The sequence below is a fragment of the Flavimaribacter sediminis genome, from assembly GCF_019492055.1.
Classification (GTDB): Bacteria; Pseudomonadota; Alphaproteobacteria; order Rhizobiales; family Rhizobiaceae; genus Flavimaribacter; species Flavimaribacter sediminis.
Genome location: NZ_JAICBX010000005.1, coordinates 212971 through 229211, shown reverse-complemented (window position 1 = coordinate 229211; position 16241 = coordinate 212971). Strand labels below are relative to the sequence as shown.

The window sequence follows — 16241 nt, the reverse complement described above, 5'->3', positions numbered from 1 at the left end:
TTCAATTGCCGGATCCTTCAGCCATTGGAGATTTTCATGACAGCTTCAGACAGGGTAACGCTCTACTATTCGCCACGGACCCGCGCGAAGGGCGTTCGCGTCCTTCTTGAGGAACTGGGGGCGCCTTACGATCTTCACGCCCTCAATATGGCGAAGGGCGAGCAGCGGGCGCCCGACTATCTCGTGATCAATCCTCTTGGCAAGGTGCCGGCGATCCGTCACGGCGACGCCCTGGTGACGGAGCAATCCGCGATCTACATCTATCTGGCGGACGCCTTTCCGGACGCGGGATTGGCGCTGGCGATCGGCGAACCGGACCGGGGCGCGTTTCTGCGCTGGATCGTTTTCTACTCGTCATGCTTCGAACCGGCCCTGATCGACAAGTCCATGGGCCGTGAACCGCCGCCCGCCAGCCGTTCGGCCTACGGCAGTTTTGAAACCGTCATTGACGCCATCCAGTCCAACCTGTCCGCGCAGGCGTTCATGGCTGGCGACCGTTTCACCGCGGCGGACCTTCTCTGGGGTGGGGCGCTCCGCCTGATGACGGGTTTCGGACTTGTGCCCAGGACACCGGTTTTCGACGCCTATATCGAGAAAACCACATCACGACCATCCTTCCGCAAGGTGGCGGAAGAAGACGAAATTATGGCTGCTGCGCACGATGAAGAGGCCGCAGGGGCCGCGTGAAAGACTTGATCGAATCTGCGAAGTAACAGAATCAGCCTTTCAAGTGGTTCCGCAAACATACTGATATTCATTGATAAAATACCCTGCCGCATTGGTAGTCTATTCGATTGCTTTTATGCGGCGGGGTTGGGTTTTGTTTCGCCGCAACCTGGTTTCGGGTAATAATCGGCTATCGGTGCGGCGGTGATTCGCTCCTGACGGCCGGGCGCAGGAACAATACGCACTGTTACTGAGGGAGAAGCCCGGGGAGAACTGCGACCATGAGAAAGGTCCTGGCGGCCATAGCGGCCCTGGCGCTTCTGTTTGCTGCGGTCATTTACTTGCTGCCGCTCGCCTTCGGCGCGGATTCGCTCAGAACCATGCTTGCGCGGCAGGTGTCGTCGGCGTCCGGCGCCGATATCACGCTCGCCGGCCCGGTCCGTTTTTCCGTCTTTCCCGACTTCGGAATTGTTGCAAACGACGTCGCCTACCTTTCGGCGGACAAGGCGCTCGCCGCCAATGCCGGCAAGGTGGTCGCCTCCGTTCGGGTGATGTCGCTGCTGTCCGACAGAATTCAGATCACAGGAATCGAACTCGAAAAACCGCAAATCACCCTATCCGATTCAGCGGCCCCATCTTCCGCGGAGGCGCCACAGATCGGACAGGAAGAAGACGTGTTCGAAATGGCCGCCGGCTATCTCGAAAAACTTGCGATCGATCGGTTTCGTATTCGCGACGGCGAGGTGCTGGAAGACAGCGGCGCCGGAGTTCGGCAGGTCGCCGGCGACCTGAATCTGGACCTGACGGTCCCCGGCATCGAGAAACCGGCGAAGCTCGCCTTTTCCGGGACGGTCGATGGAACAGCCATGACGTTCGAAGGCGAGATCGGTTCTCTGCGCGACCTTCTGAACCGGCAGCCGTCGCAATTCACGTTCTCCGGAACAATGCAGCCGCCGCCGCATCCGGCGGTGGAAAGCGTCAGCGCCAAGGGATCGATCCAGTTGGCCGCGGATGGAAGTTATCGGGTCGCTGACGGCGAGATCATGAGCGCGGGCCAGCCGATGCGGCTGGACGCGGCCTACACGCCCGGCGCCCGTGACCATGTCAGCGTCAGAATCAGGGCCGGCGTGCTCGACTATGCAGCCTTTGAACCGGAAGTCGGCGCAGGCGAGGCGACGGACGCCACGGCAGGCAATGGCGGTGGAGCGCCGGACCTTTCCGCACTCAGGCAGTTTGATGTGGATTTTGACCTTCAGGCCGAAGCCGTCAAGGCCGGTGACGCCGTCGCGAAAGGCGTCGCCGTGCAGGCCACGCTCAACGATGGAGAGTTGGACGCGACCGTAGTCTCGCAGCAGGTCGCCGGCGGCGGCCTCAAGGCTGGAGTGCGGGCGGATTTCAATCCCGATACGCCGGCGATCCGTGGCTATGCGACGATCACAGGCATCGACATTACAAGCCTGATGCAGCTCGCGGGCGTGTCAGCGCCGCTGACCGGCAGGCTCGGTTCCGACGTGCAATATGCCTTCTACGGTCTGGATGAAGACACGATCCGCAAATCGGTGAATATGAAGGGCGTGGTGACGATCGCCGACGGCGCGGCTGTTGTTCCCGAATTGGCGGCGGCGATCGGGCCGGGCGCGGAAAACATAACCGGGCTGAATATCAGGGCGGAAGTGTCGGATATCGCAAATCCCGTCGATGTGTCCGGAACGATGAACTGGAATGGCGAGACCGTCGGGCTGTCGACATCAGTCGCCCTGGCCGGTCTTTTGAGCGGTGAACCGGGACCGCTGACAGTCGAAGTCAGGTCAACGCCGGTCGATGCGCGTTTTTCCGGAACCGTTGGTCTCGACGGCAGCGCCAACGGTAACGCCTCGATCGAGACGGCGTCGCTGAGCGGGCTTCTGCGCTGGCTCAACAATGATCCTGGAACGCCGCTCGGTCGTTTTGCCTATAGCGGCGCCATCGCTGCAAGCAGCGACCGGGTGTCGCTCGAAAATGCGCGGATCACGCTGGACGACATGACGGCGACTGGCAGCGCATCCGTCAGCATGGCTGGAAAGACCACCATCACGGCGTCGCTCGCGGTCGACACGCTGGATTTCGCCAAGCTGATCGGAGCAGGTGATGAATCTGGCGCAGGCGGTTCGAACTCCGCTTCGGCCCCCGCATCGCAATCCTCGACTCCTGTTGACCTGTCCGCGCTGCGCGATCTTGACGCCGACATAACATTGAAGGCGGAACGGATCGGATATGGCGACGTCAAGGCGGGGCCTGCAACGGCTTCGCTGTCGGTCAAGAACGGCGTCGCGCGCCTCACCGTACCGGAAGCAGGCTTTTACGACGGTTCGGTTTCCGCCGAGATCGTCGCCGATGGCACAGGGACGCCGGCCGTCGATATCGCCGCCAGGCTCGTCAGTGTCAGCGCCATGCCGTTTCTTGACGACGCGGCCGGATTTACACGGCTTGAGGGCGCGCTCGACGCGGCTGTCTCGCTCAAGGGGGCCGGCGGCGACACCTATGCTCTGGCGCGCTCGCTCGACGGCGAAGCGCGCGTTGTCTTCTCCGACGGCGCAATCCGCGGCGTCGATGTCGCCAAGCTCTTCAGCAATGTCCAGTCGCTGATTTCGAGCGGAAGCGCGCAGCAGGACGCCGGAGACAAGACGGAATTCACGGAACTCTCGGTGACTTTCGCGGTTGCCCAGGGCGTTGCCAAAACCGAGGATCTGAAACTCCTTGGGCCGCTGGTGCGCATGGATGGAACGGGCTCGGTCGATCTTGCGGATCAGACCATCGACATGCGCCTCAACCCGCGGGTCGTGCGTTCTCTCAATGGGCAGGGCGGTGAATTCGACGTGGCGGGTCTCGGCATGCCGATCATCGTCAACGGCCCATTGTCCGGCCCGCGCATTTATCCGGATATCAGCAATATTCTCTCCAATCCGGCTGAGGCCCTTCAGACGCTTTCAGGTCTCGGCAGCCTGGTCGGCGGCCTTGCCGGCGGCGCCTCCGGAAACGCCGGCTCCATAACGAATCTCCTGACCGGCGGGGAGAACGCCGACGCTGACAAAGTGATCACAGGCGTCATCCAGCAGCTCGGAAACAGCGGCGGAAACGCATCCGGAGAAACCTCCGGCGAAAGCGGCGATCTGGTCAATTCCCTGCTCCAGGGCGTCCTTAACAGGGGCGGTTCAAACCGGCAGGAAAGAACGAACCGTCAGGCGGCTTTGCCGATCGGCGACGGACAATCCGATGCTCAGGTGATACAGGAGCAGGCCGTCAGCCCGGATCCGACTGCAGGGGTGGAAAACCCGGAACTCGTGCCGCCGATCGAGATCGTACCGATCCCGCAGCCAAATCCGCTTCGCACGGCGTCTGCAAACGACGCACCCGTCCAGCAGCCCGAGCGAAGCTTGACGGACCAGGCCCTCGACGCAGTATTGCCGGAAAAGCAGGATGGCTCGGGCGATGAGCCGAGGGACCTGATCAAGAACCTGCTGAACCAGATGGGCAATTAGCTGTTGAGCTGTAAATGAGCTACTCTGGCGTTGCGTTGTTCGTCTGCGCGCGCCGGTAGTGCATCGCAACGACGCCGTTTTGCAGCGGTCTCGACGAGACCAACTCCAGATGTCGCGGGCTCGGCAGGCCGATCTCGTAAAGGTTGGGGCCGTGGCCGATGATCCTGGGGTGGACGAGGAACTTGTACTCGTCGATCAAATCCAGTCGATCCAGTCCAACCGCGAGCTTGCCGCTGCCGAGGAGCACGCCGTCCGGGGTCCCGTCTTTCAGTTTCTGCACGCCCGATTTCAGATCACCCTCGAGGTGGTGACTGTTGGTCCACGGGAAGTCCTTTCGCGTCGATGACGCCACGTATTTCGGCTTGGTCTCCAGGTAGTCCGCCCACGCGCGCATCGCTGGCGGCGCGTCCACCTCGCCCCGAGCGACCATAGGCCAGTAGCTCTCCATCATTTCGTAGGTGACGCGGCCCCACAACATCGCGCCGTTCTCGTTCATTAGATCGGTGAAGAAGGCGTGTGTCTCGTCGTCGGCTATTCCCGCCTCGTGGTCGATACAGCCGTCCAACGTGACGTTTAGGCTGAAGGTCAGGATTCCCATCAAGCTGGCTTTCGGAAATTTATGTCGAAGATTGAACCGGCCCGGCCTGTTTTCGGGCGCTGAGCCAGTTCAGGGCGAACAGCACGACGATCAGCGCTGCGCCGGCCGCCTCGATCGGTATCGACTGCCAGAAAATGGCGATCACTCCGGGAATGATCAGCGCGCGCTGCCAGAGGGGGATGGGTCCAAACAGGAACGCCTCCAGCGCCGCCGCAAAGGCCGCCAGAGCCAGTATCACGATCAGGCCGTTCCACAGCACCAGCAACAGCGGCCCCCCTTCGATGATCGACGGATTGTAGACCATGAAGAGCGGAATGAGATACAGGCCTTTGGCATATTTCCACGCCTGCACGGAAGTTTCCGTCGGACTGGCGTTCGCGATCGCCGCCCCCGCGAATCCCGCAAGGGCCACCGGGGGCGTCACGTTGGAATCCTGGCTCCACCAGAAGACGACGAGATGTGCGATCAGCAGCGGCACGCCGAACTCGCTGGTCAGCGCCGGGCCCACCAGGATGATCAGCACGATATAGGCGGCCGTGACCGGCAAGCCCATGCCGAGGATAAGACTTGCGATCACCACCAGGATGAGCGCCAGGAGCAGGTGGCCGCCCGAGAAGGCGAGCATCATGGCGGAGAACTTCAGGCCAAGTCCCGTCAGCCCCACCACGCCAACAACGATGCCGGCCACGGCGCAGGCCATTGAGACGGGAACTGCGTTGCGCGCGCCGAGTTCGAGCGCTTCCAGCGTCTTCATCAGTCCGGCTTTTGAAAGTGCGACCAGACCGTCCAGCGTCGGTTCATTTGTGACGTAGTTGTACAAACCCCGCACTGCCGCGGCGGCGATGACGGCAAGGATTGCGTAAAAGCCGACGCGCATCGGCGAATAGCCGAGCACAAGCAGCCATATGAGCACGATCAGCGGCAGCAGGAAATGCCAGCCTTCGGCCAGCACGTCGCGCACCCGCGGCAATTCGTCGGCCGGAATGCCCTCCATGCCCTGCTTGACGGCCGCGATGTGGACGAGCAGGTAGACCGAGCCAAAATACAGGATCGCCGGGAAGATCGAGATCATGACGATCTCGATGTAGGGAATGCGCGTGAATTCGCTGACCAGGAAGGCGCCGGCGCCCATCAGCGGCGGTATGATCTGGCCGCCGGTCGAGGCGGCGGCTTCAATGCCTCCGGCCTGCGCAGGCCGGTATCCCAGCTTCTTCATGAGCGGGATCGTGAAAGCGCCCGTGGTCACCACATTGGCGATGGCCGAGCCGCTGATCGACCCCATGCCGGCCGAGGCGATGACCGCGGCCTTGGCAGGGCCGCCGCGCTGGCGTCCGGTCGCCGCATAGGCGAGATCGATGAAGAATTTACCGGCGCCAGTGACTTCGAGAAAGGCGCCAAAGAGCACGAAAACGAAGATGAACGTCGCCGCGACGCCGATCGGCAGACCGAACAGGCCCTCCGCGCCCAGCGTCAGCTGGCTAGCCAGGCGATCGATCGAATAGCCACGGTGATTGAGAATGCCGGGCAAGAAGTCGGCGAGCCAGGGCAGTTCGCCCCTGTTGCCGGCAAAGGCGTAAATGATGAACACGACGCCGATGATCGTCAGTCCAATGCCGATGGCGCGGCGGGTCGCCTCAAGCACCACCAGAACCGTGATGATGCCGACGATGACGTCGATCTGGCGGGGAATGATCGCGTTTGCGATGATGTCGATATGCGACGGCACCCAATAGCCGGCAAGCACGCCGCACAGGATGAGCGGTCCGTCTATCGCCCAGCCAATAACGCCGCGCGGCCGGTCGCCGGTGACCGGCAGCATCAGGAAACACAGAACGAGAATGAAACCCAGATGGATCGGGCGCAGGATGAACAGGCCAAGCGGCTGGATGCCCGAGGCGTAGAGCTGGAACAGCGACAGCAGAATTCCAACGACGGTGATTGCGCGAAGGACAATCTTCGGCTGGCTGTAATGCGTTTCGTCGCTCATTCGCCGCCTCCGGGTTCAAGCGTTATGCGCACCCGGGCGTGCGCGGCGAGGGCCGACAGCGACACCTCGCCCGACTCCGCGCGCAGCCGGTGATCCACGGCCATGCTTCCGGGTCTGAGAATGTAGGAGTCCTGCGGCACCGGCTCGTCGATATCCTCGATCCAGTAGCCGCCTTCGCCGTCCGAGACCTGTCGACCCCGGCCGATCATATGCCCGAGCCCGGCCGCGAAATCCGGCTGGTGCGATCGCACGAGCACCATGTGGCCCGCGCGATTCTCGTAGCAGTCCTTGACCTCGAAGCCCTGCACGGAATGACGCCAGAGAACGCACCACCCTGCGCCTTCGGGCACAGGCAGGCGCGCGACTTCGTCGCCATCGATCAGAGTTGCGGTCAGCATGCCTGCGGCGGCCGGTTGCGACAGAAGAAGGAGGGCCAGAAGCCCTCCTTTGAGCGTCAGTGTCACTGGCGCAGTTTTGCGGGGATCTCGGCGCCGATTTCTTCGAAATACCGGATAGCGCCGGGATGCAGGGGCACAGGCGTCGCAGCCATCGTGAAGGCGACGGTTGTTTCGTTCGCCGCCGGATGCACGGCCTGCAGTTCCTTGATGTTTTCGTACATCGCCTTGGTGATCTCGTAGACCGCGTCCTCGTCCATTTCAGACGAGACGACGAGAACGTTTGGAACACCGATTGTCGGCGTTTCTTCGCTCACGTTGTTATAGACGCCAGCCGGCAGGGCAAGCGGCGCCATGACCGAATCCTGGCCGACCGCCGCATCGATCTGCGCCTGGGTGAGCGGTATCATGCGGATATCGTTGGTCGTGGCGAGGTTGAGGATCGACGATGTCGGGGCGCCCACGCTCCAGAAACCGACATCGATATCGCCATTGTTCAGGGCGTCTGCGGTTTCGTTGAAGTTCAGCCGCTCGACGGTGAAGTCGTCGAAGGAGATGCCGTTGGCGTCGAGAAGGGTCTTTGTATTGACTTCGGTGCCCGAACCCGGCGCGCCGACGGAGACCCGCTTGCCGGGAATGTCTTCGATTGATTTGACGTCGGAATCGGCGAGCGTCACGATCTGCACCATGTTGGCGTAGAGCGATCCGATCGCGCGGATCATCGGCAGTTGCTGGCCGTCGAAGCGACCGGTGCCCGAATAGGCCTGCTGCACAGTGTCGGCCAGACCAATCGCCAGATCCGCATCGCCGGTTGCGATCAGACCCATGTTCTCGACCGATGCGCCGGTGACTTCCGCCGTGGCGTTGTAGCCTTCAACGTGCTTGTTGATGATTTCGGCCAGACCGCCGCCCATCGGGTAGTAAACGCCGCCGGTGCCGCCGGTCGCGATCGAAAGCTGCGTCTGCGCAAGCGCCGGCGTTGCGATGAGCGCTGCGGCAAATGCAATAGATTTCAGTAGTTTCATGGATGCCTCCCGTTTCAAGGAATGGATTTCTCTGTTTGCTTGCCATCCCGGTCCTGCAAACTAGCAGGGAGCTATCGGGATTCAAGCAGAATAAGCAAGTCGGATCCGCGGTCCGGCGCAAAGGCTTGTTATTCTTGAGATTTGTTGCAATCACGCGTTTGCGCCGACGGAATTGCCGTCAGGTCTTTATTTTTACTGACATTTTACCGTTCTTCGTTCGGGCGTGGGCAAGCTGCGGCAGGCGCGGCGCCAAAACCGCAACGAGAGCCGTCTACGACGAAGGTTTAATGTCCGGCAGTGGGGTCAGCTTGCGGCGCGAAGCGGCTACTGCCGGCCTTTTTTCCATTCGTCGTAGCGCGCGCGGGTTTCGTCATTCATCGGATAGAGCCCCGGCAATTTTTCGCCGCGCTCGACTTCCGTCACGATCCAGCCTTCCAGACGCTCCTGTTCGGGCGCTTCTTTCAGCACGTCGCCGAGAAAGGCTTTCGGGATCAGAACCGCGCCGTCCCTGTCGGCCACCACGATGTCGCCGGGGATCACGCAGACCCCGCCGCAGCCGACGGTTTCTTCCCAACCGACGAATGTCAGGCCCGCCACCGAGGGCGGCGCGGCGGCGCCCCGGCACCACACGGGAAGTCCGGTTCCCAGGACCCCTTCCAGATCGCGGACCACGCCGTCGGTCACCATGCCGGCGGCCCGGCGCTTGACCATGCGGGCGCATAGAATGTCGCCAAACACGCCGGCGTCGGCGATCCCCATGGCGTCAATGACCGCAAAGGCGCCCTCTGGCATCGCCTCGATCGCCGCCCGCGTCGAGATCGGGCTGGCCCAGCTCGCCGGCGTCGCCAGGTCCTCGCGGGCCGGAACGAAGCGAAAGGTGAAAGCGGGTCCCACCACGCGTTCCTGGTCGGGTCGCAACGGCATCGCGCCGCGCATCCAGACATTGCGCAACCCCTTCTTCAAAAGGATCGTCGTCAGGGTGGCGGTCGTGACCTTTTTCAGGATTTCGATTGCATCGGCGTCGAGCGTCGGTGTTTCGGGTTCAGACATGGCCGGAGTTCCTCTTAGCATTTTGCGAGAGCTTTAACCGAGATCGGACCACGAGAGAATGGCTGTTATGGATCGGATTGAAGGGAATAGGCGTCATGCAGAATCATGGAATCCGGATTGGGATTTCGAAAATTTCTTTCAATTGGCCGAGAATGACCGATTGCGCGGGGCGTTGAGCGGTAGTTCTGACAAAAAATGTGGCGGCGCTGAACAAGGCTGAAGAGCCGAATATTATATGAAAAGCCCCCCACGCACCTTGCATGCGCTGTCGCCGGAAGCATGTTGAGATCGTCGCCACAAGACCATAATCCATTGGGCATCCGTGTGTGCACACCCCCTTTGGAGTCCGGGTCATTATCGCACAAGCAATTGAATTTAATGAGAAATTAATGACACTGAGATGCTTGAATCATCGGGGCAAACGAATTTGGACGTTCGCGTGGAACTGGAATTTTTTTCAAGGCAATCGTATAAACAGAACGAATAAGTTTTGTGAATACTTCGCAGAATTGAACTGAAATTACGCCCGGTGCTTCGCCATTCTGGTTGTGAGGTCCTCGTCGCAGCATCCTCGCATTAAAGACAGACACAAATATTGTCGACTACAAGAATCAATCATAAGATGTATAAGTAAAGAAATGCAATTCAAGATAATCACAAATCGTGCACATTGATACAATATTCCAAAGATGTATGATACGCCAGTCCATGGACTAAAATCAGTAGACAGCATATTGTCGAAACATACTAGGCAGTGAATATAGCATAGTTGACAATACTCGAAGCGCCCATCGATGTCAGCTAAGTATTGGCAGAAAAAAGCATATTAAATAGCTTGGTTGTATTTACTTTGGAAGACGTATACTTCCAGGCAGCCTCTGGTTTGCAGGGGTGATGCGTTGATGGACAAAGCCGTTCCTGAAAAGGTGAAGGCGCAAGAAAGTGATTTTTCGCTTTCGAGCATTTCAAGCCCTTTCAGGGACGGTTTTGGCCCAACGCTCAAAACGGGAGACCGCCGCGGTTTGTTCGTAGTGAGAACGAGCCGGATCGAACAAGCCCGACTTGCAGAGGTCGGGCGCAAACAGGTCGGTCTTTCGCCGGAGTTGGCGAACAGGCGCAAGCACGTGCTTCCTTCTCGGCGCCGAAACCGGTCGACAATCGCCAAGACGCAGCCAGGAGTGCCGCGAGCCCGCGGAACTGGAAGCGGTTTACCGTTTTCGCTATGCCGGATATGTCGAGTAAGAGGGATTGTTCAAGAGCGTCGCCGATCATGAGAACCGGTTGCTCAAGGATACGATCGACACATTCGGAACGAATTTCGCCGCCTTCTCCAGAAACAATGAAGTCATCGGATTGATCCGCTGACCTTGGAATGAGGGGCGTGGTGACGCGGGCCTCGGTGCATTCCGATTGGCGGTCAATACCCGTGTTCGGCAAACTCGTTCTTGCAACCGCTCGTTACATGAAAAACAGCAGGGTTCGCCGGGTCTTCATCGACACCGCGACATCGCGCGGAGCCAAAGACGAACAGCGGTTCCTTTCGCTTTATTCCTCCATGGATTTTAGGGTCTGGCGGGACGACGTGCTGGTTCCCGGCATCGGTTTCGGCGGCGCATTGCTTCTGGATCTGGAAGCAGTAAAAGCCAATCCCGAGAGCCTGGAGGGGATGTATCTTCGCGGTGACGTTGCGCGGGAAGCCCGGCGTAAACTTTCCGACGCTCGAGACTGCGACCCGATCCGGCAAACATGCGATTCAGACCATTCTTGAAACCGAAGGCTCCGATCTCGGGATAGTTCCGTTCGATCGCCCGCTTCATGCGCGCAAGTTCAAACTCGCTCAACGGATCATTGGCGCCCGAGCGCATCGGTAGGTCGCGCGCCGGCAAGATTTCCTTTCTGCGCATTGGCGGCCCCGCCCGAATCCCTCTCATAAGACGCGGGCGCTCGCCTGTCTCTTACATCACGGCGCCGACATGCCAGGGCGCGAATTCGTTCGAGCCATAGCCGAGCGCTTCCGATTTCGTGCGCTCTCCGGAAGCCACGCGAAGGATCATGTCGAAAATCTCTCGCCCCTTGGCTTCCAGCGACGTTCCCTGAAGGACATCGCCGGCGTTGAGGTCCATGTCCTCTTCCATTTTTTCGAATATCGGGGTGTTGGTGGCGATCTTGATCGAGGGGCAGGGCTTGTTCCCGTAGGCCGATCCGCGCCCGGTCGTGAAACACATCACGTTGGCGCCGCCCGCCACCTGTCCCGTCGCCGAGACCGGATCGTAACCGGGCGTATCCATGTAGACGAAGCCCTTTGCGGTGACCGGCTCGGCGTATTCGTAGACCGCCTCGAGAGGGGCAGAGCCGCCCTTCGCCACGGCGCCGAGAGACTTTTCGAGGATCGTGGTCAGGCCGCCCAGCTTGTTGCCCGGGCTCGGATTATTGTTCATTTCCATCAGGTTGCGGGCGGTGTAATCCTCCCACCACTTGATGCGCTGGATCAGTTTCTCGCCGACGTCGCGGTTCACGGCGCGGCGCGTCAGAAGGTGTTCGGCGCCGTAGATTTCGGGCGTTTCCGACAGGATCGTGGTCGCGCCCTGGGCGACCAGCAAATCGGAGGCGACGCCAAGCGCCGGGTTGGCGGTGATGCCGGAATAGCCGTCCGAGCCGCCGCATTGCATGGCCAGGATCAGTTCGCTGGCCGGGACCTCCTCGCGCTCGACCGCGTTGACGACGGGCAGCATCTCGCGGATCGCCGCAACGCCCGCCTCCACGGTCTTGCGCGTGCCGCCCACCTCCTGGATCGTCATGGTGCGGAATGTTTCGCTCTCGGTAATCCCGTAGGCCTCTTTCAGGCGGGGGATCTGGAAGCCCTCGCAGCCGAGCCCCACGACGAGCGCTCCGCCCATGTTTGGATTGCTGGCGTAGCCCCAGACCGTGCGGCGCAGGATGGTGAAGATCGTGCCGGAATTGTCGACGACGCAACCCTGCACCTGCTTCAGCGCGATGATGCCGTCGATATTGGGATAGTCCCGCAGCACGCCGGACCGTTCGATCTCGTCCACGATCGCGGCCGCGACCGTGGTCGAGCAGTTCACGCTGGTCAGCACGCCGATATAGTTCCGCGTGCCGACCTTGCCGTTGGCGCGACGGAAGCCGCGGAAGGTGGCTTTCTCCGTCGCTTCCGGTACGGGACGCGTTTCCTCGCCCATCGCATAGTCCAGCGCCGCTTCGCCCATGCCGACATTATGGTCGTGCAACCAGGTCCCGGGCGCGACGTCCTCCCTGGCGTAGCCGATGACCTGACCATATTTGCGCACCGCGCCTCCCGCCGGAATGGCGCTCAGAGCCACCTTGTGGCCGCGCGGCACGTCTCTCAGAGCTTTTGCACCGCCGGGTATCGGGGTTCCTTCGCGAATTATCGAGATAGCGACCGCGACATTGTCGGCGTCGTTCAGTCTCAGGATATTCGCAGCCGCATCTGCCATCGCTTCCTCCCTGGTGGAACACGTTCTGGTTTCTGAAATTGTCACTTGGTGAAAAAATCCGTTGTCGGATAATCGTACCGATCTTGCTTTCTCCGCGTCAAGTGAGTGGTGCAAGAGGACGGTCATCAGTTAAAGGAGCGAAGGTCGGTTTCAAAGCCGATTTCGGGAGTGGGTGGGCATGGGAGGCATCAAGACCAACAGACCGATCCTGTGGGGGCTGAGCGTCATCGAGGCCGGCTATGTGCGTCGCGAGGCCAACGGGCGGCAATACTTCCTGACAACCCGCATCCTGCAGATATCAACCGGCTTCCTGAAGGCGGCCTGATTCAGTCGCGCCGTCTCCTGGAAAAAAAGTCCTGATTTTACCCTTTCGCGAACGCAATCGGATAATCTCGAAATAAAGCCAGAATCTCCTTCGGGCGGTAGTAATTACGCAAGTAATTGTTTCAAATGTATATTGCACAATCCGCAAATGTGGGTTGAACAGCGACTGAGTGCCTTCAATATTTGGAGTTAAAATAGAATGGGTACAGAAGAATCGTATCACTACTCTTGAGTGAAACAATTTTCCTATACGCTATGCGATGGCGTTGACAAACGTCTAGCGCTCAGAGAGTTTGGATTCGTATTGCCGCCCGGGGATACACTTGCCTGTTCTGGGCAAATTTCCTGCCAATACATCGAATATTCAAGACGAATTAGAGGCAATATGTGCACTTCGCTGATTTATCGTGACGCAGAAGACAAAGTCTATTTTGGTCGGACACTGGAACTGACGTCAGACCTGCCTTACCAATTGATCTATCTGCCTAAAGGCGTTCCCTTCCAGTCTGTGGTGGAGGGGCATCCACCCGTCGACTACACCGGAAAGTACGCCATGCTCGCCATTACAATGCCTGCGCGGTTGCCGAAACCGGAGTCGCCGCTTGGCCTCGCAGATCTCAAGGCGCTCGAAGGCATGAACGATCAGGGGCTAACCTTCAGCCTATTGTCCTATCCGAACTCCGGTGGAACGCAAAAGACGGTTGAAGCGACCAGAGCTGTTCTCTCCGCCTCGGACCTCGGTTCCTGGGCCCTCAGCCAGTTTGCAACTGTAGCCGAGCTCAAGACGGCGCTGGCCAGCCAGCCCGTGATGCTGGAGGCGCTGGCCCTTCTCGGCGGGGTCGAGTCTCCGTTCCACTATGTCGTGCATGATGCAGCCGGGGACGCCTTCGTCATCGAGTTCAACGAAGGGCAAATGACGACATACGACAATCCGGTGGGCGTGATGACAAACGGACCGGAGTTCAGCTGGCATCTGACCAACTTGAACAACTATACCTTCCTCACCAATGTCGACAGGTCCAGCGCGACCTTCGGAACATACGCGGCTGTACAACCCGATTCCGGCGTCGCTACGGCCGGCCTGCCCGCCTCCAACACATCCGTCGGCAGGTTCGTGCGCGCCGCTTTCTACTCTCAGTATACGGAAAAGGCGGACACGCCCGATCTGGCGGTGCAGACTCTCGCCCACATCATGAACAATTTCGACCGGCCTCGCGGCGTCACCATCGATTATCCGAGTGAAGGCGGAGGTCACATGGAGGTCGCGGGACTGGAGGCCGATGCAAAGACGGCCTACGCGACCGAATTCACCTGCTGGACCAACCTGTCGGATCTTGACCGCAAGCAATTCCACCTGCGGACCTATCGCAGTCTGAATTACGCCAGCTTCGACCTGAAGGCGCTCGCTGACGCCGATGGCCCGCGGGTTCTTCCACTCGGACATCTGGACGGGCAGGCTGGTGACTCGACAGATCTTTTGAAAGCGGCCAAGGCCGCTTGAAGCGGTTGATCTTCGACGATCTTTTAGTAGCCCGTCAGTACCGGATGCCGAACCGGCGCGCGCTTACCGCAAGAACCTGAAACAGGACAGCCGTCGACCAGCCAAACAGAAGAACGCCATTCATGGCCGTCATGGGTCCCAGAACCTGCCACGGCGCTTCGGGAACGAGACGGCCGTATCCCAATGTCGTGTAGTTGATGAAAGCAAAATCAAAATCAGCGCTGCTGTCCGGCGTTACCCCGAGCAACCGGTAAAACAGGCTCCATATCCAAACCTCGATCAGATGCGCCAGCATAAGTATGGCGGCCGCAATGATCATGATCAGGACTTCCCGGAAAACGACGTTTGGTTGCGATAGCCGCTCTGCATCCCGGCGGACCGTGCGCACCATGACCACAGTAAATACCGCATGGACTGCAATATTCATCAGGCTGATGCAGACGCCGATTCCGATTGCAAACACTGTCGCGTTCTCCGCGCTGGTTGGTGATCACGCCGGGCTTGGCGCCCGGCGTTCAGTCAGGCTTTTCTATTCCTGTCCGGACCGCCGTGCGCCGAGGAATTGGAACGGCGCTGCGTCGATAAAGTCGTCTGTTGCGTTGCCCGAAAAGATGTTGCGCTGGGCTTCTCCGAGATCCAGCTTCTTGACCTTGCCTGCATTCTTCGAGAAATCGATCTGCTTCAGATCCACCCAGAACGTGTTGGGCGTCAAAGCAGATTCGAAAAAATAGATCTTGCGACTCTGGTCCGAGACGGTTCTCCAGCGGGTCGAAGAGATGTTCGGTTCGTCCGGCGTCGAAATCCCGTAAGGGACAGACACGTTGCGGATGATCGAAAATACGCCGGCGACCGCCAGATTGACGTCGGTGAACTTCGGGATGGAATTGACGTAGAACGAAGCGCGGGCGAAGCGGTCGGCTGCACGGTTCGTGCCGGGCATGAAGACCGTGCCCTTGATTTTCTCCCAGTATTCATCCAGCGCCAGTTGCTTGTCGTAGGTCGGAGAATTGGTCATCACCTGGTATGATTTGTCGTGATGAATGACCTGTTTGCCGTCGACATATTCGACGATGGCGCTGTCGCCGCTGGCGTCCGACATGGACAGATGGAGGGCTGCGAGCCGTGATTCACCCGGCACCTGATCGGTGACAATGACGAATGCGTCCTTCTCGAGTTCCGCCACGGCCTCCTCAACCGTCGCGAAATTGTCGAGAATGTACTGCGCCCATGCGGAAATCGACAGACCCGGCTTGTCGCTTTCGGTCGGATACTCGGATTCCGCCAGCCACAGGACGTTTGCGACCAGACCCTCTTCGTTCATGCCGTCCGTGGTCGCGATGTCGTAGGCCGAGGCGATGACGCTTCCGTATTTCGATGTCCAGGAAATGGAGTTAGGACCTGTCTCGCCACTGCGCTCGATACCGCGCGGCAAAATCCAGAGATTTGTAGCAATATCTGTTTTCCAGTCCATCGATCGTGCTGTGTAAACGGAATCGCTGGCGCCCAGATAGACCAGTCGCGTGCACGCATAGGTATGGGTGGTGAACATGATAGACAAAATGGCGATGAAGAGCGCCAGAGGCGCCTTGCCAGGCAAACAAAGCTGTTTCTTCCGCATCGATTTCTCCTGCTGCAGACATGGGGTTGCAAGATGTAGTGAAGAACTCTCCGGAGAGGTCGGAGGAAAAAGGACAGTATTAA

13 protein-coding genes are annotated in these 16241 nt (G+C 59.6%); 5 read left to right on the top strand and 8 right to left on the bottom strand.

Annotated elements, in window-relative coordinates; translation table 11 throughout:
• Positions 1 to 36: 36 nt before the first annotated feature.
• Both K1W69_RS23000 and K1W69_RS22995 read left to right on the top strand, forming a co-directional pair.
• Positions 37 to 687, top strand: coding sequence for a glutathione S-transferase family protein (locus K1W69_RS23000; RefSeq protein WP_220230800.1), 651 nt, complete (start codon positions 37 to 39; stop codon positions 685 to 687).
• 260 nt (positions 688 to 947) lie between these two features.
• Positions 948 to 4184 (top strand): AsmA family protein, encoded by a 3237-nt coding sequence (locus K1W69_RS22995; protein WP_220230799.1) that lies wholly within the window; start codon positions 948 to 950, stop codon positions 4182 to 4184.
• A gap of 19 nt (positions 4185 to 4203) precedes the next feature.
• Here K1W69_RS22995 and K1W69_RS22990 read toward each other — a convergent pair whose 3' ends face one another.
• From K1W69_RS22990 to K1W69_RS22970, 5 genes are all read right to left on the bottom strand, one after another.
• Positions 4204 to 4782, bottom strand: coding sequence for a dihydrofolate reductase family protein (locus K1W69_RS22990; protein WP_220230798.1), 579 nt, complete (start codon positions 4780 to 4782; stop codon positions 4204 to 4206).
• A 19-nt stretch (positions 4783 to 4801) separates the two neighbouring features.
• Complete coding sequence (locus tag K1W69_RS22985; protein WP_220230797.1) at positions 4802 to 6769, bottom strand: TRAP transporter permease; 1968 nt, start codon at positions 6767 to 6769, stop codon at positions 4802 to 4804.
• Positions 6766 to 7233, bottom strand: coding sequence for a DUF1850 domain-containing protein (locus K1W69_RS22980; protein WP_220230796.1), 468 nt, complete (start codon positions 7231 to 7233; stop codon positions 6766 to 6768). The genes K1W69_RS22985 and K1W69_RS22980 overlap by 4 nt, the downstream gene beginning before the upstream one ends.
• The gene (locus K1W69_RS22975; RefSeq protein ID WP_220230795.1) at positions 7230 to 8189 is read right to left on the bottom strand and encodes a TAXI family TRAP transporter solute-binding subunit; all 960 of its coding nucleotides are present in this window, start codon (positions 8187 to 8189) and stop codon (positions 7230 to 7232) included. The genes K1W69_RS22980 and K1W69_RS22975 overlap by 4 nt, the downstream gene beginning before the upstream one ends.
• 324 nt (positions 8190 to 8513) lie before the next feature.
• Positions 8514 to 9239: a ribonuclease activity regulator RraA gene (locus K1W69_RS22970; protein WP_220230794.1), complete on the bottom strand. Its 726-nt coding sequence runs from the start codon at positions 9237 to 9239 to the stop codon at positions 8514 to 8516.
• Between the two features lie 1426 nt (positions 9240 to 10665).
• Between K1W69_RS22970 and K1W69_RS22965 the strand changes: the two genes are divergently transcribed.
• The gene (locus K1W69_RS22965; protein ID WP_220230793.1) at positions 10666 to 11007 is read left to right on the top strand and encodes a hypothetical protein; all 342 of its coding nucleotides are present in this window, start codon (positions 10666 to 10668) and stop codon (positions 11005 to 11007) included.
• Positions 11008 to 11194: 187 nt separating this feature from the next.
• Here the strand turns inward: K1W69_RS22965 and K1W69_RS22960 are convergent, their stop codons facing one another.
• Positions 11195 to 12715, bottom strand: a complete 1521-nt coding sequence (locus K1W69_RS22960) for a UxaA family hydrolase (RefSeq protein WP_220230792.1) — start codon at positions 12713 to 12715, stop codon at positions 11195 to 11197.
• A 178-nt stretch (positions 12716 to 12893) separates the two neighbouring features.
• On the opposite strand from K1W69_RS22960, the gene K1W69_RS22955 reads away from it, so the two are divergent.
• The gene (locus K1W69_RS22955; RefSeq protein ID WP_220230791.1) at positions 12894 to 13040 is read left to right on the top strand and encodes a hypothetical protein; all 147 of its coding nucleotides are present in this window, start codon (positions 12894 to 12896) and stop codon (positions 13038 to 13040) included.
• A gap of 384 nt (positions 13041 to 13424) precedes the next feature.
• Positions 13425 to 14540: a linear amide C-N hydrolase gene (locus K1W69_RS22950; RefSeq protein ID WP_220230790.1), complete on the top strand. Its 1116-nt coding sequence runs from the start codon at positions 13425 to 13427 to the stop codon at positions 14538 to 14540.
• Positions 14541 to 14574: 34 nt separating this feature from the next.
• Here K1W69_RS22950 and K1W69_RS22945 read toward each other — a convergent pair whose 3' ends face one another.
• Both K1W69_RS22945 and K1W69_RS22940 read right to left on the bottom strand, forming a co-directional pair.
• On the bottom strand, positions 14575 to 15003 hold the full coding sequence (locus K1W69_RS22945; RefSeq protein WP_370688295.1) for an ion channel: 429 nt from the start codon (positions 15001 to 15003) through the stop codon (positions 14575 to 14577).
• A 66-nt stretch (positions 15004 to 15069) separates the two neighbouring features.
• Entirely contained in the window at positions 15070 to 16158 is a 1089-nt protein-coding gene (locus K1W69_RS22940; protein ID WP_220230789.1) for a linear amide C-N hydrolase, read from the bottom strand.
• Positions 16159 to 16241: the final 83 nt, after the last annotated feature.

Excerpts from the sequence above, each read along its gene's own strand:
- K1W69_RS23000 (WP_220230800.1), top strand. The coding sequence starts at position 37 with ATGACAGCTTCAGACAGGGTAACGCTCTACTATTCGCCACGGACCCGC.
- K1W69_RS22995 (WP_220230799.1), top strand. The coding sequence starts at position 948 with ATGAGAAAGGTCCTGGCGGCCATAGCGGCCCTGGCGCTTCTGTTTGCT.
- K1W69_RS22990 (WP_220230798.1), bottom strand. The coding sequence starts at position 4,782 with ATGGGAATCCTGACCTTCAGCCTAAACGTCACGTTGGACGGCTGTATC.
- K1W69_RS22985 (WP_220230797.1), bottom strand. The coding sequence starts at position 6,769 with ATGAGCGACGAAACGCATTACAGCCAGCCGAAGATTGTCCTTCGCGCA.
- K1W69_RS22975 (WP_220230795.1), bottom strand. The coding sequence starts at position 8,189 with ATGAAACTACTGAAATCTATTGCATTTGCCGCAGCGCTCATCGCAACG.
- K1W69_RS22970 (WP_220230794.1), bottom strand. The coding sequence starts at position 9,239 with ATGTCTGAACCCGAAACACCGACGCTCGACGCCGATGCAATCGAAATC.
- K1W69_RS22960 (WP_220230792.1), bottom strand. The coding sequence starts at position 12,715 with ATGGCAGATGCGGCTGCGAATATCCTGAGACTGAACGACGCCGACAAT.
- K1W69_RS22955 (WP_220230791.1), top strand. The coding sequence starts at position 12,894 with ATGGGAGGCATCAAGACCAACAGACCGATCCTGTGGGGGCTGAGCGTC.
- K1W69_RS22950 (WP_220230790.1), top strand. The coding sequence starts at position 13,425 with ATGTGCACTTCGCTGATTTATCGTGACGCAGAAGACAAAGTCTATTTT.
- K1W69_RS22940 (WP_220230789.1), bottom strand. The coding sequence starts at position 16,158 with ATGCGGAAGAAACAGCTTTGTTTGCCTGGCAAGGCGCCTCTGGCGCTC.